This window comes from Klebsiella sp. GFKo11, from assembly GCF_056490265.1.
In genome coordinates this window covers 3,264,615-3,281,588 of the sequence record NZ_CM151369.1, presented here as the reverse complement: position 1 = coordinate 3,281,588, position 16,974 = coordinate 3,264,615, and the positions used below count along the sequence as shown (strand labels likewise).

Sequence of the window (16,974 nt, the reverse complement as noted above, 5' to 3'; positions counted from 1 at the left end):
TGATTCCGTCGCGATTACGCCTGCCACGGTTCGCCGAGGGTTAACATTAAACGGTTGGCCCAGGCGAAGAAGGCCGCCGATTGCAGCAAATCCAGCTGCGCCAGCGTATCCAGCCCCTGTTGTTCAATTGCCGTCAGGTGGCTGATGGCGAGCGCTGGAGGGGTAACGGAAATCGCAGCGGCGAAATCGATTTGCGCCTGCCAGCGCGGCGTCTGCCCGTCGCTCAGCTTTTCTCCCGGCGTCACTGCCTGCAGCGTTTCAACTGCCGTTTCATCTTTCGCCAGCTGTGCTGCCTTGCGAGCGTGCACCGAGGCGCAGTAGATGCAACCGTTGATTTTGCTCGCTACCGTCGCCGCCAGTTCTCGTTCAGCACGAGGCAGGCCGCCGGGGGTATAGAAAATCCCTTTATCGGTTAATGTGCGCTGTTCCAGTACCGGTTGGTTGCGCGCCAGCAGGCGGAAATAGGGCGAATCGCTATGGCCAAATTTCGCCAGCAGCGCTTGTTCATCCGGCGTAAATTCCGCCAACGGTTTGGCATCCAGCCACGGCTCCCAGTGCAGCTCATCGCGGGTGAAATGCACTGGCGCACTCTTACCGCTGACGGTCTGCGGCGCGGTGTGCCAGAAGCCCGCAACCACCGGGGTTTCCGCGACGGTGGTGGCTTTTCCGTTAAGCAGACGTAGCCCATTGACTAGCCGACTCTGAAAGCTGACGAAGGCGATAAGCTGGGCAAGCGTCACTATACCGCGCAGGCTCCATCTGGCGCGGATCAAGGCCTCCAGCGCCGACGGTGTGGCTTCCACCGGGGTAAATGTTAACAGTCGGGCGAAGGCCAGCGCCGGGGTCAGTCGAGGTGACGTGGGGTCGGCAATGCCAAAACCGGCATAGTGGGCGGCCAGCGCATCGGCCTGGTGCAGTTTCGCCACCTTCGCAGCAATGGCAAAACGCTCGTCCAGCGGAAAATCGTTATCCTGCTGACTGAACAGCACTTCATAGCTTCCCTGCGCGTGGCGGGTTGCTGCCTCGCGCACAGCGCGCGCCGCCGCTAAAGCGGAATCCGGGGCAATCTCTGCCAGTTCAGCCAAAATATCCTGACTTAACGTCATGGTGACTCCTTATCGTATCTGCGGGGCAATATGCTGAGCGATCAGCTCAATGGAACGAAGTGTGTCGCGGTGCGACGGTTCAACGGAGTGCACCTGAAACGAAATATCAGTGACCCGCGATAGCACGCTATCCTGCGCCAGCGAAGCGGCAACGTGCTCTGCGTCGCCAACGTGGGCGTCAAGCTGGGATAAATAATCAGTGACGGTGTCACCAATGATCTCATGACCTGCGGCCCGATGCTGCGCGGCCTGCTGGCGTAAACCGGGTTCCGCTACTTCTAGCGCATACGCCTGACTATCGGCGACGAACGCAGTGCGCGAGGCGAGTATTCGTGGCTCAACGCCTGCTGGCAGCGCCGCAAGGTAAGCATCAATAATTGGATTTTGAATAGCATCCAGCGGCAGCGTGGGTTGTCCTGATGGGCGCGGTTGCGTTCGCGAGAGCATTAATCCGTGCCCGGACTGAGCCGCGCGAACGGCGCCTTCAATGGAAAATGTCGCAATCCAGATGCGTTCGGCAAGCTGCGGCGCCTGAGGGTAAAGATGGTTATCCGGATGCGATAGCGAATCGCCGCGCCAGGCGCTTTGGATCAAATGCAAATGCTCGCTAAACACCGTGCTGCGCTGATCGATTGTCAGCCCGAAGGGCAGGAACGAGGTGGGGGTTCCGCCTGAGCCGAAGCCCACCTCCAGCCGACCATCCGCTAACAGATCCAGCACTGCGGCATCCTCGGCTACCCGCAGCGGGTTTTCCATCGGCAGGGTGATAATGGCGGTTCCCAGACGAATGCGCTCGGTGTGCGCCGCCGCGTGGGCGAGAAATACCAGCGGTGACGGCAGACCGCCTTCATGTTCATGAAAATGGTGCTGGGCAATCCAGGCGCTATCGAACCCCAGACGCTCGGCGTGGCGAATTTGCTCGGTTGCCAGCCGATAGCGCTCTTTGGGCGTTGCGTGGTCCAACAGGCGGGTGAAAAATCCCAGTCGTTTGCGGGTCATGCGACCTCCTTGCTCGGCGATGAAAACCAGGGAATAGCGGCGATAAGCTCGCGGGTATAGTCATGCTGCGGGGCGGCAAACAGTCGGCTGACCTCGCCGTGTTCAACAACCCGGCCAGCCTGCAGCACCGTAACGCTGTGGGCGATACGGCGTACCGTCGCTAAATCATGAGTAATAAACAGATAGGTCAGCCCGAGCTGTTGTTGAAGCTGTTGCAGCAGGGCCAGAATTTGCGCCTGTACGGTGACGTCCAGTGCGGACGTTGCCTCATCCAGCACGAGGATCGTCGGCTCAAGGATTAAGGCGCGGGCGATGGCGACCCGCTGGCGCTGTCCGCCGGAAAGTTCCCGGGCGGTTCGCGAGAGCAGTTCTGGGGCTAACGCCACGCGGGCGGCGACCGTTTCCACGCGTTGACGTCTTGCTTCGACATTCAGATGGTCAAAGTTTTTTAACGGCTCCTCAATAATCTCAAATAGCGTTTGTCGCGGATCCAGCGAGGCAAAGGGGTTCTGGTAGACGAACTGGATTTTGCGTCGTAGCTGGCGCAGCGCCTCGCGGCTGAGATGCCCGGCATCAATACCATCGATAGAGACGTGACCGATATCAGCCTTTTCAAACCCCAACAGGATCCGCGCGAGGGTGGTTTTGCCAGAACCGGACTCGCCAACCAGCGCATGAGTGCTGCCGCGTTTAACCTCGAAACTCACGGTGTCCAGCGCCTGTAAGTGGGAATGACCCAATGAGAAACGTTTGCTGATGCCCTCAACGCGAATTGCCGGGGTCGCCAGGATACGCCCGGAGGTTGGGGCTATGGCCAGCGTCGATCCCTGGAGATCGCTGAGCAACTGGCGGGTATAGGCATGCTGCGGCGTGCGCACCACATCGCCGGTTGCGCCTTGCTCCTGAATCTCTCCGTGGCGGAAGACCAGCAGGCGGTCGGCGCGTTCCGCCGCCAGCGCCAGATCGTGAGTGACAAACAGTACCGCCGTGCCGGACTCCCTGCGTAGCGTATCGAGCAGGTCAAGAATGCGTTTTTGTACCGTGACGTCGAGGGCGCTGGTCGGCTCATCGGCGATGATTAAATCAGGCTCCAGGGCGATAGCGATAGCAATCAGTACCCGCTGCTTCATACCGCCTGAAAGCTGATGGGGGTACTGATCAAAGCGTTGTTCCGGGTGGCTCAAACCGACTTTAGTCAGCAGCGCCAGCACCTGCTCTTTGCGCTCCGCGGCGCTGCTTTTTTGATGCAGCCGCAGGATCTCACCCACCTGCGCGCCGATAGTTTTGACCGGGTTAAGGGAGTTTCCCGGGTCTTGCGGAACCAGGCTAATCCGCGCACCGCGCAGGCCATCGAGTCGTTTTGCAGACCAGTTGCTGATATCCTCACCGTTAATGCTGATACGCCCGCTATCCCGGCGCGCGTTATCTGCCAGCAGGCCAATAATTGCCTGAGCGGTAGTGGTTTTTCCTGAGCCCGATTCGCCAACAAACGCCAGCATTTCACCACGCTTTACGCTGAAGCTAACGTTGTGCACCACTTCACGCCACTGGCGTTGTGAACGATAGCTAATACGCAGGTTCTCTACGGTTAAAACATTCATCGGCGTTCTCCGCTAAATTGCTGGCTAATGCGGTTGGCGGCAAGCACGACAGCGACGACCGCAATGCCGGGAAGGGTGGTTAACCACCAGGCGGTGGAGAGGTAGTTGCGGCCTTCGGCGATCAGTAATCCCCACTCTGGTACCGGCGGCGGCGTGCCGTAGCCGAGAAAGCTGAGGGTCGAGAGTGCGAGAATCGCCTGACCGAACTGAAGGGTGGCGAAGGCCAGAACAGCGGTGAGTGAGTTGGGCAGAATATGCCGCCAGAAGACGGCGAAAAAGGTGCCGCCGCTGCCGTATGCGGCTTCAACGAAATCGCTGTGGCGTACGCGCACCACTTCCGCGCGCGCCAGACGGGCAAAGCTGGCTATCGCCGCGACGCCTACCGCCACGGCGGCATTGAGCGTGCCGAAGCCGAGCAGGATAATGACCGTGAGCGACAGTAATAAAGAGGGGATCGCCAGCAGAACGTCGACCAGGCGCATAACCACCGATTCAACACGTCCCGCCAGCGCCCCGGCGAGAGTGCCCAGCGCGGTCCCGACGATCAGGCCAATCGCCACCGCCGCCAGCGCGGCGGAAAGCGAGTGGACGGCACCAAAGACAATGCGGCTCCAGAGATCGCGGCCCAACTGGTCGGTTCCCAGCCAGTGACCCGCCTGCGGAGCTAAACGCTGTGCGCCGGGAAAGCCTTCCAGCGGGTTATAAGCGGTAAATAACTGTGGAGCAATCGCCATCAGTACGGCAACGCTCATCACCGTCCAGGCTAGCAGTAAACCGGGCTGCAAGCGCAGCGAGCGCCAGTTTGTCGTTCTGCGACGAGCGGCGGTGGCGTAATCAACCAGGCTCATACTACACCTCCGATAACGGTTTTCAGGCGCGGATCGAACAGCGGCATCAGCAGATCGACCAGCAGATTAATCAGGACGAAGCCAAGGGCGGAAATCATCACCACAGCCTGAAGCACGGCAATATCCTGATTATTAACGGCCTGTTGGGTCAGCAAACCGAGTCCACCGCGCCCAAACACGGTTTCGGTGATCAGTGCTCCGGCGATAAGTTCCCCCAATAGCAGACCCGCAATATTGAGCACCGGTAGCAAGGCGTTGCCGATGACGTGCCGCCACAGGACGCCGGTCTCACTCATTCCTTTGGCGCGGGCGACGGCGACAAACGGCAGCGCGGCGACCTGATCCAGACTGCGCATCAGGATTTGCGCCAGCGGGGCCGAAATCGGTATTGCGACGGCGACGATCGGCAGGATCAGGCCTTCTATCGGACCCGGATTAATAACCGGGATCCAACGCAGCTGGAACGAGAAAAGCTGAATCAGGGCAATCCCCAGCCAAAACGTTGGCAGCGAGATAAACAGCACCGGCAGTGATTGCAGAGAATTGCTCAACCAGCGCAGGCCCGGCAGCCGTGAAGCGAAGGCGAGGGCGAAGGCCAGCAATACCGCCAGTACGAAGGCGGGTAGCGCCAGGCTTATTGTTTCCGGCAGATTGCTGGCGATAAGCGTGCTGACCGGTAGCCCGGCCTGTAGCGAATAGCCAAAATCTCCCTGCAACATGGCGAACAGAGTATGAAAATACTGTTTCCACAAAGGGCTGTCGGCCCCATAGGCGATGCGCATTTCGGCGATTTGTTCAGGGCTGAGTCCGAGGTCCGGATTCTGAAACTTGATCAGTACAGCATCTCCCGGCAGCACCTGTAGCAGCACGAAAGAAAGGGTAAACGCCGCCCACAGCACCAGTAATCCCTGGCCTGAACGCCGCAGAAGATAATGGTTCATCGCATGCTCCTTAGTGCTTTTCCAGCCACGCGCTGTAGAACGACGGGCGGCCTACCGCTTCAAAGCTGACGCCTTTGACCCACGGCGCGCCGGCAAAGACCTGCGGCTCTTCAAAAATGGGGATCACGTAGGCGTTATCGAGCAGATAGCGCTGGGCATCGCCGGTAAGCTGGAGACGTTTTTGCGGTTCAACCTCGGCGGAAATGGCGGTCAAAAGCGCGTTGAGTTTATCGTCGCGGAAGCTTTGTACCTTGTCGCTGGAGCCGCCTTTTTGCAGCAGTGCATCGCGGTTGTTGGGGAAGAACATGCTTTTGACCACGTCCGGGTCGGCGCGACCCACTTCAGATACGGTGAGCGGAGTTTTCAGCGGGTCGAGGTTATCCAGCGTATGGCTGCCGGCATCGCCGGCTTTTACCGCCAGTGCGACGCCAACCTGACGCCACTGCTGGGCGATCAGTTGCAACACTTCCTTGTTTTGCGGCTGCGGCAGCGATTCATAGACGGTTAATGCCAGGCGCTGCCCATCCTTCACCCGAATGCCGTCGGCGGCCGGTTTCCAGCCAGCGTCATCAAGCAGTTGTTTTGCTTTGGCCTGATCGAACGCCAGTTTATCGCTGAGATTAACGTAGCCCGCCGCCGTGGTGGCGATGACGGAGGTGGCCTGCGGATAGTTGGCGGAGAACAGGGTTTCAACTACCTGTTTGGCGTTGGTTGCATGCAGCAGCGCCTGACGGACGCGCAGATCGGCGACCAGCGGATTATCGGGGCGGAAGCTCAGGCTATCGTTAACACCGCGCGTCGGAGCTGCATAGATTTTAAAACCCTGATCGGTCGCTTGTTTTTCATCATAGGCCTGGACCTGGCGGATAAAATCGGCCTGGCCTGCTAATAGCGCGCCAATGCGCACGCTGTCTTCCGGCGTCACGATATAGGTGATGCCGTCGAGATTCGCGGGCCCCTGCTGAGCGAGGTTTTTCGGCCCCCATTGATAATCTTTACGCGCCACCAGGGTGAGTTCGCGCCCCGGCTTTTCATCTTTAACGGTAAACGGTCCGGAGCCAATAATATGGCGGGCGTCGCCCAGCTCTTCAAAATTACGTGCGAGAGTGCTGAGAGAGACCAGCCCGGAGCCAATAGTGGCGGTGCCCTGCAGAAAACCCGGTGACGGTTTTTTAAAGTAAAATTTGACCGTCAATGGGTCGATAACTTCGCTGTGGTCGTAGTTATTAATCACTTCAGAAACCGGCAGGCGATGCGTTTTATTTCCCAGACCGTAGGTGTCGAAGTTTTTTGCTACCGCATTGGCATCCAGTGGCGTGCCGTCAGAGAACGTGACGCCAGGGCGAATCTTAAAGGTATATTCGGTTTTATCGGTGTTAGCACTCCAGCTTTCGGCAATCCACGGTTCGACTTGTAATGTTTCCGGGTTTTGCCAGGTGAGCTTATCGGTTATTTGATTGAGAATACCTCCGTTGGGATAGAACCCTCCGGCTGGCGGATAAAGGTTGGTATGCGGTTGCTGCTCCAGATAAATTAGTGTGCCGCCTTTAACCGGCGCGTCGGCGGCCCACACGGAAAAGGTACCGGTTAAAAAAAGTGCCGCCAGCGCGGGCAGGCGAAAACGGGTTTGCATGGTGAATTCCTTTGTTATCTATTGTGTTGCCATCATCGGGCGCGCGTTTTGACAAAGGAAATAAGGATTTACGCTAAGCATTTGCATAAAAAGCAATTCGTATATTTGCAGCGGGGATTTTAAGAGGCTGGCGTTCATCGTAATGAAAAATTAACGTCATATTTTATTCATCTAATCCCTTTATCGTGTTGTTTTTCAATTTCTTATAACGATAGAGCGACAATACAATGCATCTGGTAAAAACTATCCTTGCCGCAGGTCTTCTGTTTACTGCTGCCGTTCAGGCGCAAAACGTTCTGGATTTTCCACAGCCGAAAAACAATCCCGAAGAGTTTTATGCGGTCACTGAAATTCCGGCGGGCGGTATTATTAAATATGAGACGGACGCCAAAACGGGCTTTTTGATTGCTGACCGTTTTCAGTCAATGCCGGTGGCCTATCCGGCTAACTATGGTTCGTTGACCCAGTCGCTGGCGGGAGACGGTGACCCGTTGGACGTGGTGTTTTATACCCGTGCGCCAATGGCTCCGGGAACGCTGATTAAGCTGCGCGCGATTGGCGTGCTGAAGATGATTGATGGCGGCGAGAAGGACGACAAAATTATTGCCGTTCCGGCGAGTAAAATCGATCCGACCTACGATGACATCAAAAATGTGAGCGACCTGCCAAAAATTGAGCAGGAGCGCCTTGAGGCGTTCTTCCGCGTTTACAAACAGCTGCCGGATGGCCGCAAAAAAGTTGAGCTGAACGGGTTTAACGATGCCGCTGCCGCGAAGCAGGAGATTAAAGCGGCATGGGACGCCTGGAAAGAGAAAAATCCGCAATAGATGAATAAACAGGCACCATCCGGTGCCTGTCGATTTTTCTACGTAATATCAATATTCGTGTAGATAAATATGCCAGCATTCAGGCAATCAGCCCCGCCATGATGCTGGAGCATCTGCCGTACGTCCAGCATCACGTATTGACAGCATATGTATGAAGATGGTTGTATCATGCAACCATTTATTAAATCTGCTGAACTGAAATGACGATACCCTCACTTGTTGATGAAATTCGAACCGCCTCCCGCCTGATGGTGCGCGAGCTGGGTTTTATGAATACCACGCTTGCCGCCACGGATTATTCACCTTCTGCGGTCCACACTTTACTTGAAATCTCGGTTCGCGGTGCCATGACGGCTGCTCAGTTGGTTCAGATTCTGGGTCTTGAAAAATCGAGCGTCAGCCGAATGCTTTCCCGACTGCTTGCTGCCGGAGAGCTACAGGAAAAACCCGCTGCTCACGATGGGCGTTTTAAGCAGCTTGAATTAACAGCAAAAGGCGTGGCTACCGTCAGCAAAATTCACGCCTACGGAGCAATGCGGGTCGTTACTGCGCTGGCTTATTTGACCGACGACCAAAAACAAAACGTTGCGCAGGGCCTCACAACCTGGGCTTACGCGCTAGAAAAATGCCGTGATGCTGAGGCCGTCGCCCCGAAAAAAGAGATCAGCATCCTCACGGGTTATCGACCGGGAATGATTGGCCGCATTGCGCAGATGCACGGCGAGTACTATGCGAAGCACTATGGGTTTGGTCACTTTTTTGAGAGTAAAGTCGCTAGTGGACTGGCGGAGTTTTCTGGTCGTCTTGATACGCCGTGTAGCCGGATTTGGCTTGCGGTGCAGGGCGAGAGAATTGTCGGGTCGGTGGCGATTGACGGTCAGGATCTCGGTAATAATGAGGCGCATCTGCGTTGGTTTATTCTTGACGATAGCTGTCGGGGGAGCGGAATCGGCAGACGTCTTTTGAGCGAAGCTATGGCCTTTTGTGACGGCCAGGATTTTTCGACAGTGCAGTTGTGGACGTTCAGCGGACTGAATGCCGCACGCAGGCTTTATGAATCCTTCGGATTCACACTTCATAAAGAGTGGCAGGGGGATCAGTGGGGCAGGATGATGACCGAACAGCAGTTTACTCGGGTAAAACAGTCGACATAATCATAATAAATAATCCCCCGGCGCAGTTATTTCACGCCGGGGGAAATTCATTAACTTAACCGTGTGTTAATGGTAGCAATCTCCTCACGCCATTGTGCTTGCAACTGCGGTTTTTGATGTTTTGGCCTACGGGTCAGATCGTCAGCCAACAGTTGCTCCAGCATGACTAGCCGTTCCAGCAGCGTATCGTTATCCTCTTCAGGTTCGATGGTGAGTGCTGTCGCGGTCTGCGCCATCGGGCGACGAACGGCGGCGCGCAGATTTTCATAGACTTCATCGGCGCTGTTCCATTCGCTAAGCCCGTGTTCATTAATAAGCCAGAAGCGGTTGCAACTGTTGTCGATTAACTGCCGGTCATGACTGACTAACAGCAGACCGCCGGGATAATCGCGCAGCGTTTCTGCAAGCGCCGCTTTGCCATCAATATCTAAATGGTTAGTTGGTTCATCCAGCAACAACAGGCTATAGCAGGCCAGCGACAGGCCAACAAACAGCAGTCGTGAACGTTCGCCACCGCTTAGGGTGCTTACCCTTTGCCCGTGACGCACCCAGTTGAATCCGGCGGAAATCAGCGCTCGCTTGCGTATTTCCGGTGCCGGTTCAAAAGCCTCCAGTGCCTCAAGAAGAGTGACGTCATCGGCAAGCTGATGCAGGGTCTGGTCGTAATAACCCGGCTTCAGTCGCGGATGCAGACGTAAACCGTTCTCCGTTGTGTTCTGTTGCATATGCCGCCACAGCAGACGCAGCAGTGAGGATTTACCGCAGCCGTTGCGCCCCATAATCGCCACCCGGTCGCCGCTTTTCAGGCGAGCCAGGCCCGCAGTGAACAGCGCGGGCAGCCCCGGCGCTGGCGGAACAGGGAGCTGCTCTATCTCCAGCAGTCGGTCTGCCCGCAGCGCGTCGCCGTGCAGCGCCAGCCGCCATGGCGTTCCGGCGGTGAGGTCGGTTTGGCTCTCCTTCAGGCGCAGAACCTGTTTCTCCATCTGCTTGGCTTTGCGTGAGAGATCTTCGTTATCGTACGTCCTGCCCCAAATAGCTAATCGTTTGGCACTGGCGGCGACGCGGTCGATCTCTTTTTGCTCCGCTTTATGACGCAGCGCGTCGCTGGCGTCCTGCTCTTCCAGCGCCTGACGGGCGGCGCTACAGGGCAGGGAGAAGGCGTGCAGAGTTTTGTCGCGCAGGATCCAACTGGTATTAGTTACAGCATCCAATAACGGGTTATCATGCGACACCAGAACGAAACTCCCCTGCCAGGTTTGCAAGAAGCTTTCCAGCCACAGGAGGGTCGGCAGGTCGAGATGGTTTCCCGGTTCATCCAGCAGCAGCAGATCCGGTTGCTGAATCAGCGCCCTGGCGAGCAGTAGTCGGGTATGCTGACCACCGCTCAGGGTTGACGCTTGCTGTTGAGTTTCCGCTGGCGTAAAGCCCATCTCCGCCAGCAGTCGTTCCGCCTGCCAACGCTGACTTTCGCGATCGACAGCCGTGAGTTTTGCCAGCACAACGTCGAGCAGGGGCTGCGCTAACAGCGTATCCGGGAGATGTTGTTCTACGCGCGCCATCAGGCAATGATTAGCCAGCGCCACGTTACCTGAAGTGGGGGACAGCGTGCCGTCGAGCACCTGTAACAGGGTACTTTTACCGCAGCCGTTATAGCCAATCAGGCCAATGCGGTCGCCTTTTTTCAGGGTAAAGGAGAGGTTGGTGAACAGCGGGCCAAACGCCGTATCAACATGAAGAGATTGTGCAGTTAGTAATGTGCTCATTGTGAACTTACTCAAGAGTTACAGGCATAGAAATGCCTCGTCAAACATCGCTGACGATAACCCGGTAAGCCCGAGGGAAGGGATTTAGTCTTTGGTTTCTTCGCTCAAGCTGAAGTTATCGCAGCACGATACCGATAACGCTTGAGCTGGTGCGATCGCCAAATGTATGTGAAAAACTAAACATTTCACAGTACGGCATGGGATCCTCCTTTTCTATTCAGTTAGTTGATGGGTGACGGCAGTGTAGAGGGATAAAGAGGTTTTGGCTAGTTATCGTTAAGAAGATCGGAAGGAGGAACGCCACCAGAGGAGGCGGCGTTAAACAGCGAGTGCTGGTAGCCAGCAATTATTCAGGCGGGTGCAATCGTTAGAAGAAGATTGGCAAAACGCCGTTGTTCGCCTGATGCAATAACCACCTGAGTCAAGGGTGATTTAGCCTGGGCATAAAAAGCATTTCTCTCCAGATAGCTTATTTCGCAGGTTTCGGGCAGTAGCATCCGGTATTCTGTAGCAATTGTGTTTTCGAATTCGGGAGGAGAACTCATTAGCACCGCATGCTCGACATTGATACAGGAGAGCAGTTTTTGCAGGATATAGGTTGCTGGAATCATGCCTGGCGATAAATTCAGTTGAATCAGTGAGGCATCAGCCGGGGCGTTAGTATTACAAGCATAATTGCTATCTGCGAGCAGCAGTTGCGTTTTATGACCACATTTCGCCAGAGCACAAAGCAGTTCAGGGTGGATAATGTCATATTTAATCATGAACGATTTCCAGGTTAAGGAGGGATTTATGGCCTCCAGTGGCCTCTTTACATGCGGTAAATACCACCGTTAACATCAATTGTTGCGCCGGAAACAAAACCATCATATTCCGCCGCCAGGAAAGTGATTACGCGAGCAACGTCATCCGGCGTTCCGCCCCGACCAAGCGGGATATGCTTAACTGTTTCGTCGGCAGATTCTTTGCTGGTATGGCGGTTATGAAAACGGGTTCCGAGAATAAGCCCCGGCGCAACTGCATTAGCGCGAATACCGTATTCGCCGAGTTCTGCTGCGAGCGAGCGAGTCCAGGTCAGAATGGCCCCTTTAGTGGTCGAGTACACTAATGAGCCAGCATGGCCGCCAGATCTGCCCGCGAGCGAAGCCAGATTTATAATACTTGCACCGTCTTTCGCCGCCTTCAGGAAAGGCAACGCAGCCTGCGTAATATTGAGCATGGTCGTCATATTGACATCTATTACGGTTTGCCAAAATTGCCGATCGATCTCCCCTAACCATTTACGTCCCACGATTCCGCCGACGTTATTGACAAGAATATCTATGCCTCCGAGAAAGTTTGCTGCCTTCAACAGGCAATCCGTGGCTTCATCCGTATCGATGAGGTCTGCATAACCCCAGGCTGCTTTTTGCCCAAGCGAATGAGCGAAGGCGGCTAACTCTTTGGGGCCTTCTTCACCGCTATGATAGTGCATATAAATATCGCAGCCAGACTGTATTAGTCGTTCGGCGGTTGCTCTGCCAATACCCTGTTCGGCGCCAGTAATAAAAACTTTTTTACCCTTAAGATTTCCCATTATGTGACCTCAATTGTTTAAAACTTCAGGAATGTATGACGCCTTCACGTTGTTTGGCGCAATAAAAAATGCAGATGAGCCCGGTAACCAGTAAACATAAAGACAGAAAAATCAGGCCCGGCGTGCTGCTGTGTGTGAGATCGTTAAGTAAACCGACTACCCACGGAGCGACAAAACCACCAATATTGCCAATACTACTCACCAAGGCCAGACCTGCTGCCGTCGCGGCACCAGTTGAAACATTCGCTGGCATAGACAAGAAGGGTGGAACGGCGGTGTAAATTCCAATTGCCGCAATCGACAAGAATGAAAGCGAGACAATAATGTTGTATTGAAAGAATATGACTGCGCCAATAAGTCCAACTGCTGCAATAAGCATGCTGACACCGGAAAATACACCAATTTTCCCTGTTTTAGTCGCCAACAAGCTCCACGGATAGACAAGCAAGGCTGCCAGACCATAAGGAATCAGGGCTATCAGACTAACGCGTAAAATGTTATCCCCGGATATAGCGGTAATAATGGAAGGCAACCACATACCGAAACCATAAATACCGCATACCATGCCAAAATTGAGCATGGCGTAAAGGAGATATTTAGGGTTTTTGATTCCTTTCAAGAATTCCGCAAGCGAAATTTTTGAGCCTGATTTAGAGCGCTGAGTACTATTGATTAACCAGGCTTTCTCTTCGGCATCAAGATAACCTACTTCTTGCGGCGAGTTTTTTATTAAGAAAGGGAGAGCCAGACCGATGACAATCGGCGGGATGCCTTCCAGAATGAACAGCCATTGCCAGGGTTCTAACCCTAACCAGCCTTGTTCAATACTGAGGATCATACCGGAAACGGGGGAGCCAAGCGCGTTTGATAGCGGTTGAACGATAATAAACATACCGAGAATTTTTGTCCGCCATGCGGGAGGAAAGAAAACAGTAAAGTAGTAAACGACGGATGGAAAGAAACCAGCCTCACAAACGCCCAGCATAAACCTGCAGATATAGAGTTCGGTTGGTGTTCTGACAAAACCCATTAAGGTTGCGAATATTCCCCATGAAATCAGAATACGAGTAAACCAAAGTCGCGGCCCAAATTTAATGGTGCCTGCGTTGCTTGGGATCTCAAACATGAAATAACCAATAAAAAATATTCCTGATGCAAAACCAAAGGCAGTGGCAGTTAAACCTAAACTGTCTTCTAAAGCTATCGCTGCATAGGCCATGTTATTCCGGTCAAGAAAGGCCAGGAAATATAGTAAAATCATTAGCGGCACAATATGCCATGTCAATTTTCTTATTGCGCTACGCTCGATATTATTCGGAGTTCGCTTGGTCATAATTTGTTTTCCAGTTTTACTGCTAAGTGTTATAAGATTTGATACCATTGATATTCACTTCAATACGTTGAAGTGAATATCAATTTTAATGACTTATTTTATATCCAATTAAATATTGTTTTGCTTTACGGAGTCTCTGCTAATAAGTTTAGGTGTGAATAAAAACTCTTCTGTTGGTAGTGTGGGGTTTTCGATACGCTGAATTAATCGTGTAACAATGAGCTCTGCCATTTCGGTAAGAGGTGGCATCACTGATGTCAGACATGGTGATACAAGAGCTGATAATGAGATATTATCGATACCGACCACTGATATATCGGCTGGGATTGAGCATCCGGCTGAGCGTAGCCCAACCATTAAACCGATTGCCAATGCATCATTAATGGCCACAATGCCATCTGGTCGCGGCGTCATGGCGATGATCTTTGGGGCCAACATAACACCAAGGTCAAACATTTCCGTATCGCCATATGCACTGTAAGCTTTTCCTTCAAGAGTTCGTCCTTGCGCAATATGACAGGAATATTTAATCGCTGATTGAAATCCCTGAATTTTATGACTTCTACCAAGAGTTAAACTACTTTCAGTTGCAAATACGAGTTCCCGGCAACCGCAATCTAATAAATGCTGCGTTGCTATTCGTCCTGCTTCAATGTTATCCATAGAGATACTATCAAAATAACGGATTGGCGATGGCACGCTTTCAGATAGTCGGTTGTCGTAGGTCGCAATTATCATTCCTTGCTCAGCAGCGTGAATAAAATGCGTCTTTCTGATATCACTGGCGGCAACAATGAGCCCATGGACACCATGGGATTTCATGTCCTGAATAAATGCTCGCTCTTCATCTTCGTTGCGATAAGAGTTACCTAATAAAAATCGATGGCGATAAACTCTGGCAGCTAAATCAAGCTGATGCGCTAATGCAGAAAAGCTCGGATTAAGAATGGAAGGGACAAGTAACCCTAATGTTTTAGCCTGGTCCTTCTCAGTCGGCATTATTACTCGCTTGGCTGAATAATTAAGTTCAGCCATGCATTTTTGAATTCGCAGCCGAGTTGCTTCACTCATTCTATCAGAGCGATTATTCAAAAAATTTGATACGCTACTGATTGATACACCAGCCAGTTGAGCAACATCACGTATATTTGCCATGCTTAATGTCCTGTTTTTGTATTTCGGCACAAATGGACTTTTTTCCTTGTGATGAATCATAATCTATACAGGATATAACCATCCCACAAGGCTTTGATGACTAAGAAAGGGGCCAGATACGGCTTCTGTGAGAACATTCAAAAGCTAAGTCCTGTGTTTACTAAACAGATTGAGCGATATTGATGGAAAGAGGCAAGATTAGCCTGTCAGTGTAGAAAATATCCACGAAAAATTAATTAAAAGGGGCCTGAGTAGAGGCCCCTTCAACAACTGATTAAATAGAGGTCCGGCGATAATTCCGGTATTCCGGCTGCCAGAAGTTATCGGCAATCGCCTGCAGCAGCGCTTCAGCTGACGTTTTCACCGCCACGCCTTGCTCCTGGGCGATTTTCCCCACCGCAAAAGCAATCGCACGCGAAACGGTTTGAATATCCTTCAGCTCCGGCAGAACCGGGCCCTCACCGTTATTAACAAGCGGTGAGTGTTTCGCGAGAGTCTCGCTGGCGGCCATCAGCATCTCGTCGGTGACGCGGGATGCGCCAGAAGCAATAACGCCAAGCCCGATTCCTGGGAAAATATAGGAGTTATTGCACTGGGCGATAACGTACTGCTTGCCTTTGAGCGTCACTGGCGCGAACGGGCTACCGGTGGCGACCAGCGCTTCGCCGTCGGTCCAGCTAAGGATGTTCTGCGGCGTAGCTTCCACACGGGAAGTTGGGTTCGACAGCGGCATCACGATCGGCCGCGGGCAGTGCTTATGCATCTCGCGGATTATCTCTTCGGTGAACAGCCCCGGCTGGCCGGAAACGCCGATCAAAATATCTGGTTTGACGTTGCGTACCACGTCAAGCAACGACAGCACATCGTTAGTGGTATCCCACCCTTGCAGAGACTCGCGCTTTTGCACCAGTTTGCTCTGGAACGGCAGCAGGTTCGGCATGGCGTCGGTCAGCAGACCAAAACGGTCAACCATAAATACGCGTTTGCGGGCCTCTTCTTCGCTTAAACCTTCACGTTGAATCTGCGCCACGATCTGCTCGGCGATACCGCAGCCTGCGGAACCGGCACCAAGGAAAACAATTTTCTGCTCGCTCAACTGGCTGCCCGCGCCGCGGCTGGCGGCAATTAGCGTGCCAACGGTCACTGAAGCGGTACCCTGAATATCGTCGTTAAACGAGCAAACTTCATTGCGGTAACGGTTAAGCAGCGGCATGGCGTTTTTCTGCGCGAAGTCTTCGAACTGCAGCAGCACATCCGGCCAGCGGGCTTTAATCGCCTGAATAACGTCATCGACGAACTGGTAATACTCGTCGTCGGTGATACGCGGGTGACGCCAGCCCATATACAGCGGATCATCAAGCAATTGCTGATTGTTGGTACCGACATCCAGCACTATCGGCAGGGTGTAGGCCGGGCTGATGCCGCCGCAGGTGGTGTAGAGCGAGAGCTTACCGATAGGAATACCCATCCCGCCAATACCCTGGTCGCCGAGACCGAGAATACGCTCGCCATCGGTCACGACGATCACTTTGACGTTATGGTTCGGCACGTTTTGCAGAATGTCGTCGAGGTTATTACGGTTCTGATAAGAGATAAAAACGCCACGGGCGCGACGATAGATCTCAGAGAAACGTTCGCAGGCAGCACCTACCGTCGGAGTGTAAATAACCGGCATCATCTCGTCGAGATGGTTACCAACCAGGCGGTAGAACAGCGTTTCGTTGGTATCCTGGATGTTGCGCAGATAAATATGCTTGTCGATCTCGGTCTTAAATCCCTGATACTGGATCCACGCGCGTTCGGCTTGTTCTTCGATGGTTTCGACCACTTCTGGCAGCAGTCCCAGCAGGTTAAAACTGCTGCGCTCTTCCATACTGAAGGCGCTACCTTTGTTGAGTAACGGAAACTCAAGGAGAACGGGGCCTGCGTAAGGGATGTAAAGAGAACGGTTTTTCTTATGAGTGAATTGCATCGCACTAACTCCTTGGTGATCGCTTCAGCCCAGGCGCGGCGACAGGCGAGGGGCTGGCAGGGAATT

14 protein-coding genes are annotated in these 16,974 nt (G+C 53.5%); 2 read left to right on the top strand and 12 right to left on the bottom strand.

What is annotated here, in order from left to right:
• Window positions 1–14: 14 nt before the first annotated feature.
• From AC07P6_RS15995 to AC07P6_RS15970, 6 genes are read right to left on the bottom strand one after another with little or no spacing between them, the layout of a single operon-like run.
• Window positions 15–1,106 carry an alkylhydroperoxidase domain protein gene (locus AC07P6_RS15995; RefSeq protein WP_434663657.1) on the bottom strand — a complete coding sequence of 364 codons (1,092 nt, stop codon included), beginning with the start codon at window positions 1,104–1,106 and terminating at the stop codon, window positions 15–17.
• 9 nt (window positions 1,107–1,115) lie between these two features.
• Window positions 1,116–2,105: a putative FMN-dependent luciferase-like monooxygenase gene (locus AC07P6_RS15990; RefSeq protein WP_478313657.1), complete on the bottom strand. Its 990-nt coding sequence runs from the start codon at window positions 2,103–2,105 to the stop codon at window positions 1,116–1,118.
• Entirely contained in the window at window positions 2,102–3,706 is a 1,605-nt protein-coding gene (locus tag AC07P6_RS15985; RefSeq protein WP_478313655.1) for a dipeptide ABC transporter ATP-binding protein, read from the bottom strand. Before AC07P6_RS15985 ends, AC07P6_RS15990 begins: the two co-directional genes overlap by 4 nt.
• Window positions 3,703–4,554, bottom strand: a complete 852-nt coding sequence (locus tag AC07P6_RS15980) for an ABC transporter permease (RefSeq protein WP_478313653.1) — start codon at window positions 4,552–4,554, stop codon at window positions 3,703–3,705. The genes AC07P6_RS15985 and AC07P6_RS15980 overlap by 4 nt, the downstream gene beginning before the upstream one ends.
• The gene (locus tag AC07P6_RS15975) at window positions 4,551–5,495 is read right to left on the bottom strand and encodes an ABC transporter permease (protein WP_478313651.1); all 945 of its coding nucleotides are present in this window, start codon (window positions 5,493–5,495) and stop codon (window positions 4,551–4,553) included. Before AC07P6_RS15975 ends, AC07P6_RS15980 begins: the two co-directional genes overlap by 4 nt.
• Before the next feature lie 10 nt (window positions 5,496–5,505).
• Complete coding sequence (locus tag AC07P6_RS15970; RefSeq protein ID WP_478313649.1) at window positions 5,506–7,128, bottom strand: TIGR04028 family ABC transporter substrate-binding protein; 1,623 nt, start codon at window positions 7,126–7,128, stop codon at window positions 5,506–5,508.
• Between the two features lie 227 nt (window positions 7,129–7,355).
• Here AC07P6_RS15970 and AC07P6_RS15965 point away from each other — a divergent pair, with 227 nt between their 5' ends.
• Window positions 7,356–7,955, top strand: coding sequence for an inorganic diphosphatase (locus tag AC07P6_RS15965; protein ID WP_434663672.1), 600 nt, complete (start codon window positions 7,356–7,358; stop codon window positions 7,953–7,955).
• A gap of 200 nt (window positions 7,956–8,155) precedes the next feature.
• The gene (locus AC07P6_RS15960) at window positions 8,156–9,109 is read left to right on the top strand and encodes a bifunctional helix-turn-helix transcriptional regulator/GNAT family N-acetyltransferase (RefSeq protein ID WP_434663673.1); all 954 of its coding nucleotides are present in this window, start codon (window positions 8,156–8,158) and stop codon (window positions 9,107–9,109) included.
• Between the two features lie 50 nt (window positions 9,110–9,159).
• On the opposite strand, the gene AC07P6_RS15955 is transcribed toward AC07P6_RS15960, so the two are convergent.
• From AC07P6_RS15955 to AC07P6_RS15930, 6 genes are all read right to left on the bottom strand, one after another.
• The gene (locus AC07P6_RS15955; RefSeq protein ID WP_478313647.1) at window positions 9,160–10,872 is read right to left on the bottom strand and encodes an ABC-F family ATP-binding cassette domain-containing protein; all 1,713 of its coding nucleotides are present in this window, start codon (window positions 10,870–10,872) and stop codon (window positions 9,160–9,162) included.
• A gap of 350 nt (window positions 10,873–11,222) precedes the next feature.
• Complete coding sequence (locus AC07P6_RS15950) at window positions 11,223–11,636, bottom strand: RbsD/FucU domain-containing protein (RefSeq protein WP_478313646.1); 414 nt, start codon at window positions 11,634–11,636, stop codon at window positions 11,223–11,225.
• Between the two features lie 47 nt (window positions 11,637–11,683).
• Window positions 11,684–12,448, bottom strand: a complete 765-nt coding sequence (locus tag AC07P6_RS15945) for an SDR family NAD(P)-dependent oxidoreductase (protein WP_478313644.1) — start codon at window positions 12,446–12,448, stop codon at window positions 11,684–11,686.
• Between the two features lie 25 nt (window positions 12,449–12,473).
• On the bottom strand, window positions 12,474–13,781 hold the full coding sequence (locus AC07P6_RS15940; protein WP_478313642.1) for an MFS transporter: 1,308 nt from the start codon (window positions 13,779–13,781) through the stop codon (window positions 12,474–12,476).
• Between the two features lie 108 nt (window positions 13,782–13,889).
• Entirely contained in the window at window positions 13,890–14,936 is a 1,047-nt protein-coding gene (locus AC07P6_RS15935) for a LacI family DNA-binding transcriptional regulator (RefSeq protein WP_478313640.1), read from the bottom strand.
• Window positions 14,937–15,210: 274 nt separating this feature from the next.
• The gene (locus AC07P6_RS15930; RefSeq protein WP_181486173.1) at window positions 15,211–16,908 is read right to left on the bottom strand and encodes an NAD-dependent malic enzyme; all 1,698 of its coding nucleotides are present in this window, start codon (window positions 16,906–16,908) and stop codon (window positions 15,211–15,213) included.
• Window positions 16,909–16,974 lie beyond the last annotated feature (66 nt).

What these genes read in the sequence shown, in the direction of transcription:
- AC07P6_RS15995 (WP_434663657.1), bottom strand. Translation starts at nt 1,106, where the DNA reads ATGACGTTAAGTCAGGATATTTTGGCTGAACTGGCAGAGATTGCCCCG.
- AC07P6_RS15990 (WP_478313657.1), bottom strand. Translation starts at nt 2,105, where the DNA reads ATGACCCGCAAACGACTGGGATTTTTCACCCGCCTGTTGGACCACGCA.
- AC07P6_RS15985 (WP_478313655.1), bottom strand. Translation starts at nt 3,706, where the DNA reads ATGAATGTTTTAACCGTAGAGAACCTGCGTATTAGCTATCGTTCACAA.
- AC07P6_RS15980 (WP_478313653.1), bottom strand. Translation starts at nt 4,554, where the DNA reads ATGAGCCTGGTTGATTACGCCACCGCCGCTCGTCGCAGAACGACAAAC.
- AC07P6_RS15975 (WP_478313651.1), bottom strand. Translation starts at nt 5,495, where the DNA reads ATGAACCATTATCTTCTGCGGCGTTCAGGCCAGGGATTACTGGTGCTG.
- AC07P6_RS15970 (WP_478313649.1), bottom strand. Translation starts at nt 7,128, where the DNA reads ATGCAAACCCGTTTTCGCCTGCCCGCGCTGGCGGCACTTTTTTTAACC.
- AC07P6_RS15965 (WP_434663672.1), top strand. Translation starts at nt 7,356, where the DNA reads ATGCATCTGGTAAAAACTATCCTTGCCGCAGGTCTTCTGTTTACTGCT.
- AC07P6_RS15960 (WP_434663673.1), top strand. Translation starts at nt 8,156, where the DNA reads ATGACGATACCCTCACTTGTTGATGAAATTCGAACCGCCTCCCGCCTG.
- AC07P6_RS15955 (WP_478313647.1), bottom strand. Translation starts at nt 10,872, where the DNA reads ATGAGCACATTACTAACTGCACAATCTCTTCATGTTGATACGGCGTTT.
- AC07P6_RS15950 (WP_478313646.1), bottom strand. Translation starts at nt 11,636, where the DNA reads ATGATTAAATATGACATTATCCACCCTGAACTGCTTTGTGCTCTGGCG.
- AC07P6_RS15945 (WP_478313644.1), bottom strand. Translation starts at nt 12,448, where the DNA reads ATGGGAAATCTTAAGGGTAAAAAAGTTTTTATTACTGGCGCCGAACAG.
- AC07P6_RS15940 (WP_478313642.1), bottom strand. Translation starts at nt 13,781, where the DNA reads ATGACCAAGCGAACTCCGAATAATATCGAGCGTAGCGCAATAAGAAAA.
- AC07P6_RS15935 (WP_478313640.1), bottom strand. Translation starts at nt 14,936, where the DNA reads ATGGCAAATATACGTGATGTTGCTCAACTGGCTGGTGTATCAATCAGT.
- AC07P6_RS15930 (WP_181486173.1), bottom strand. Translation starts at nt 16,908, where the DNA reads ATGCAATTCACTCATAAGAAAAACCGTTCTCTTTACATCCCTTACGCA.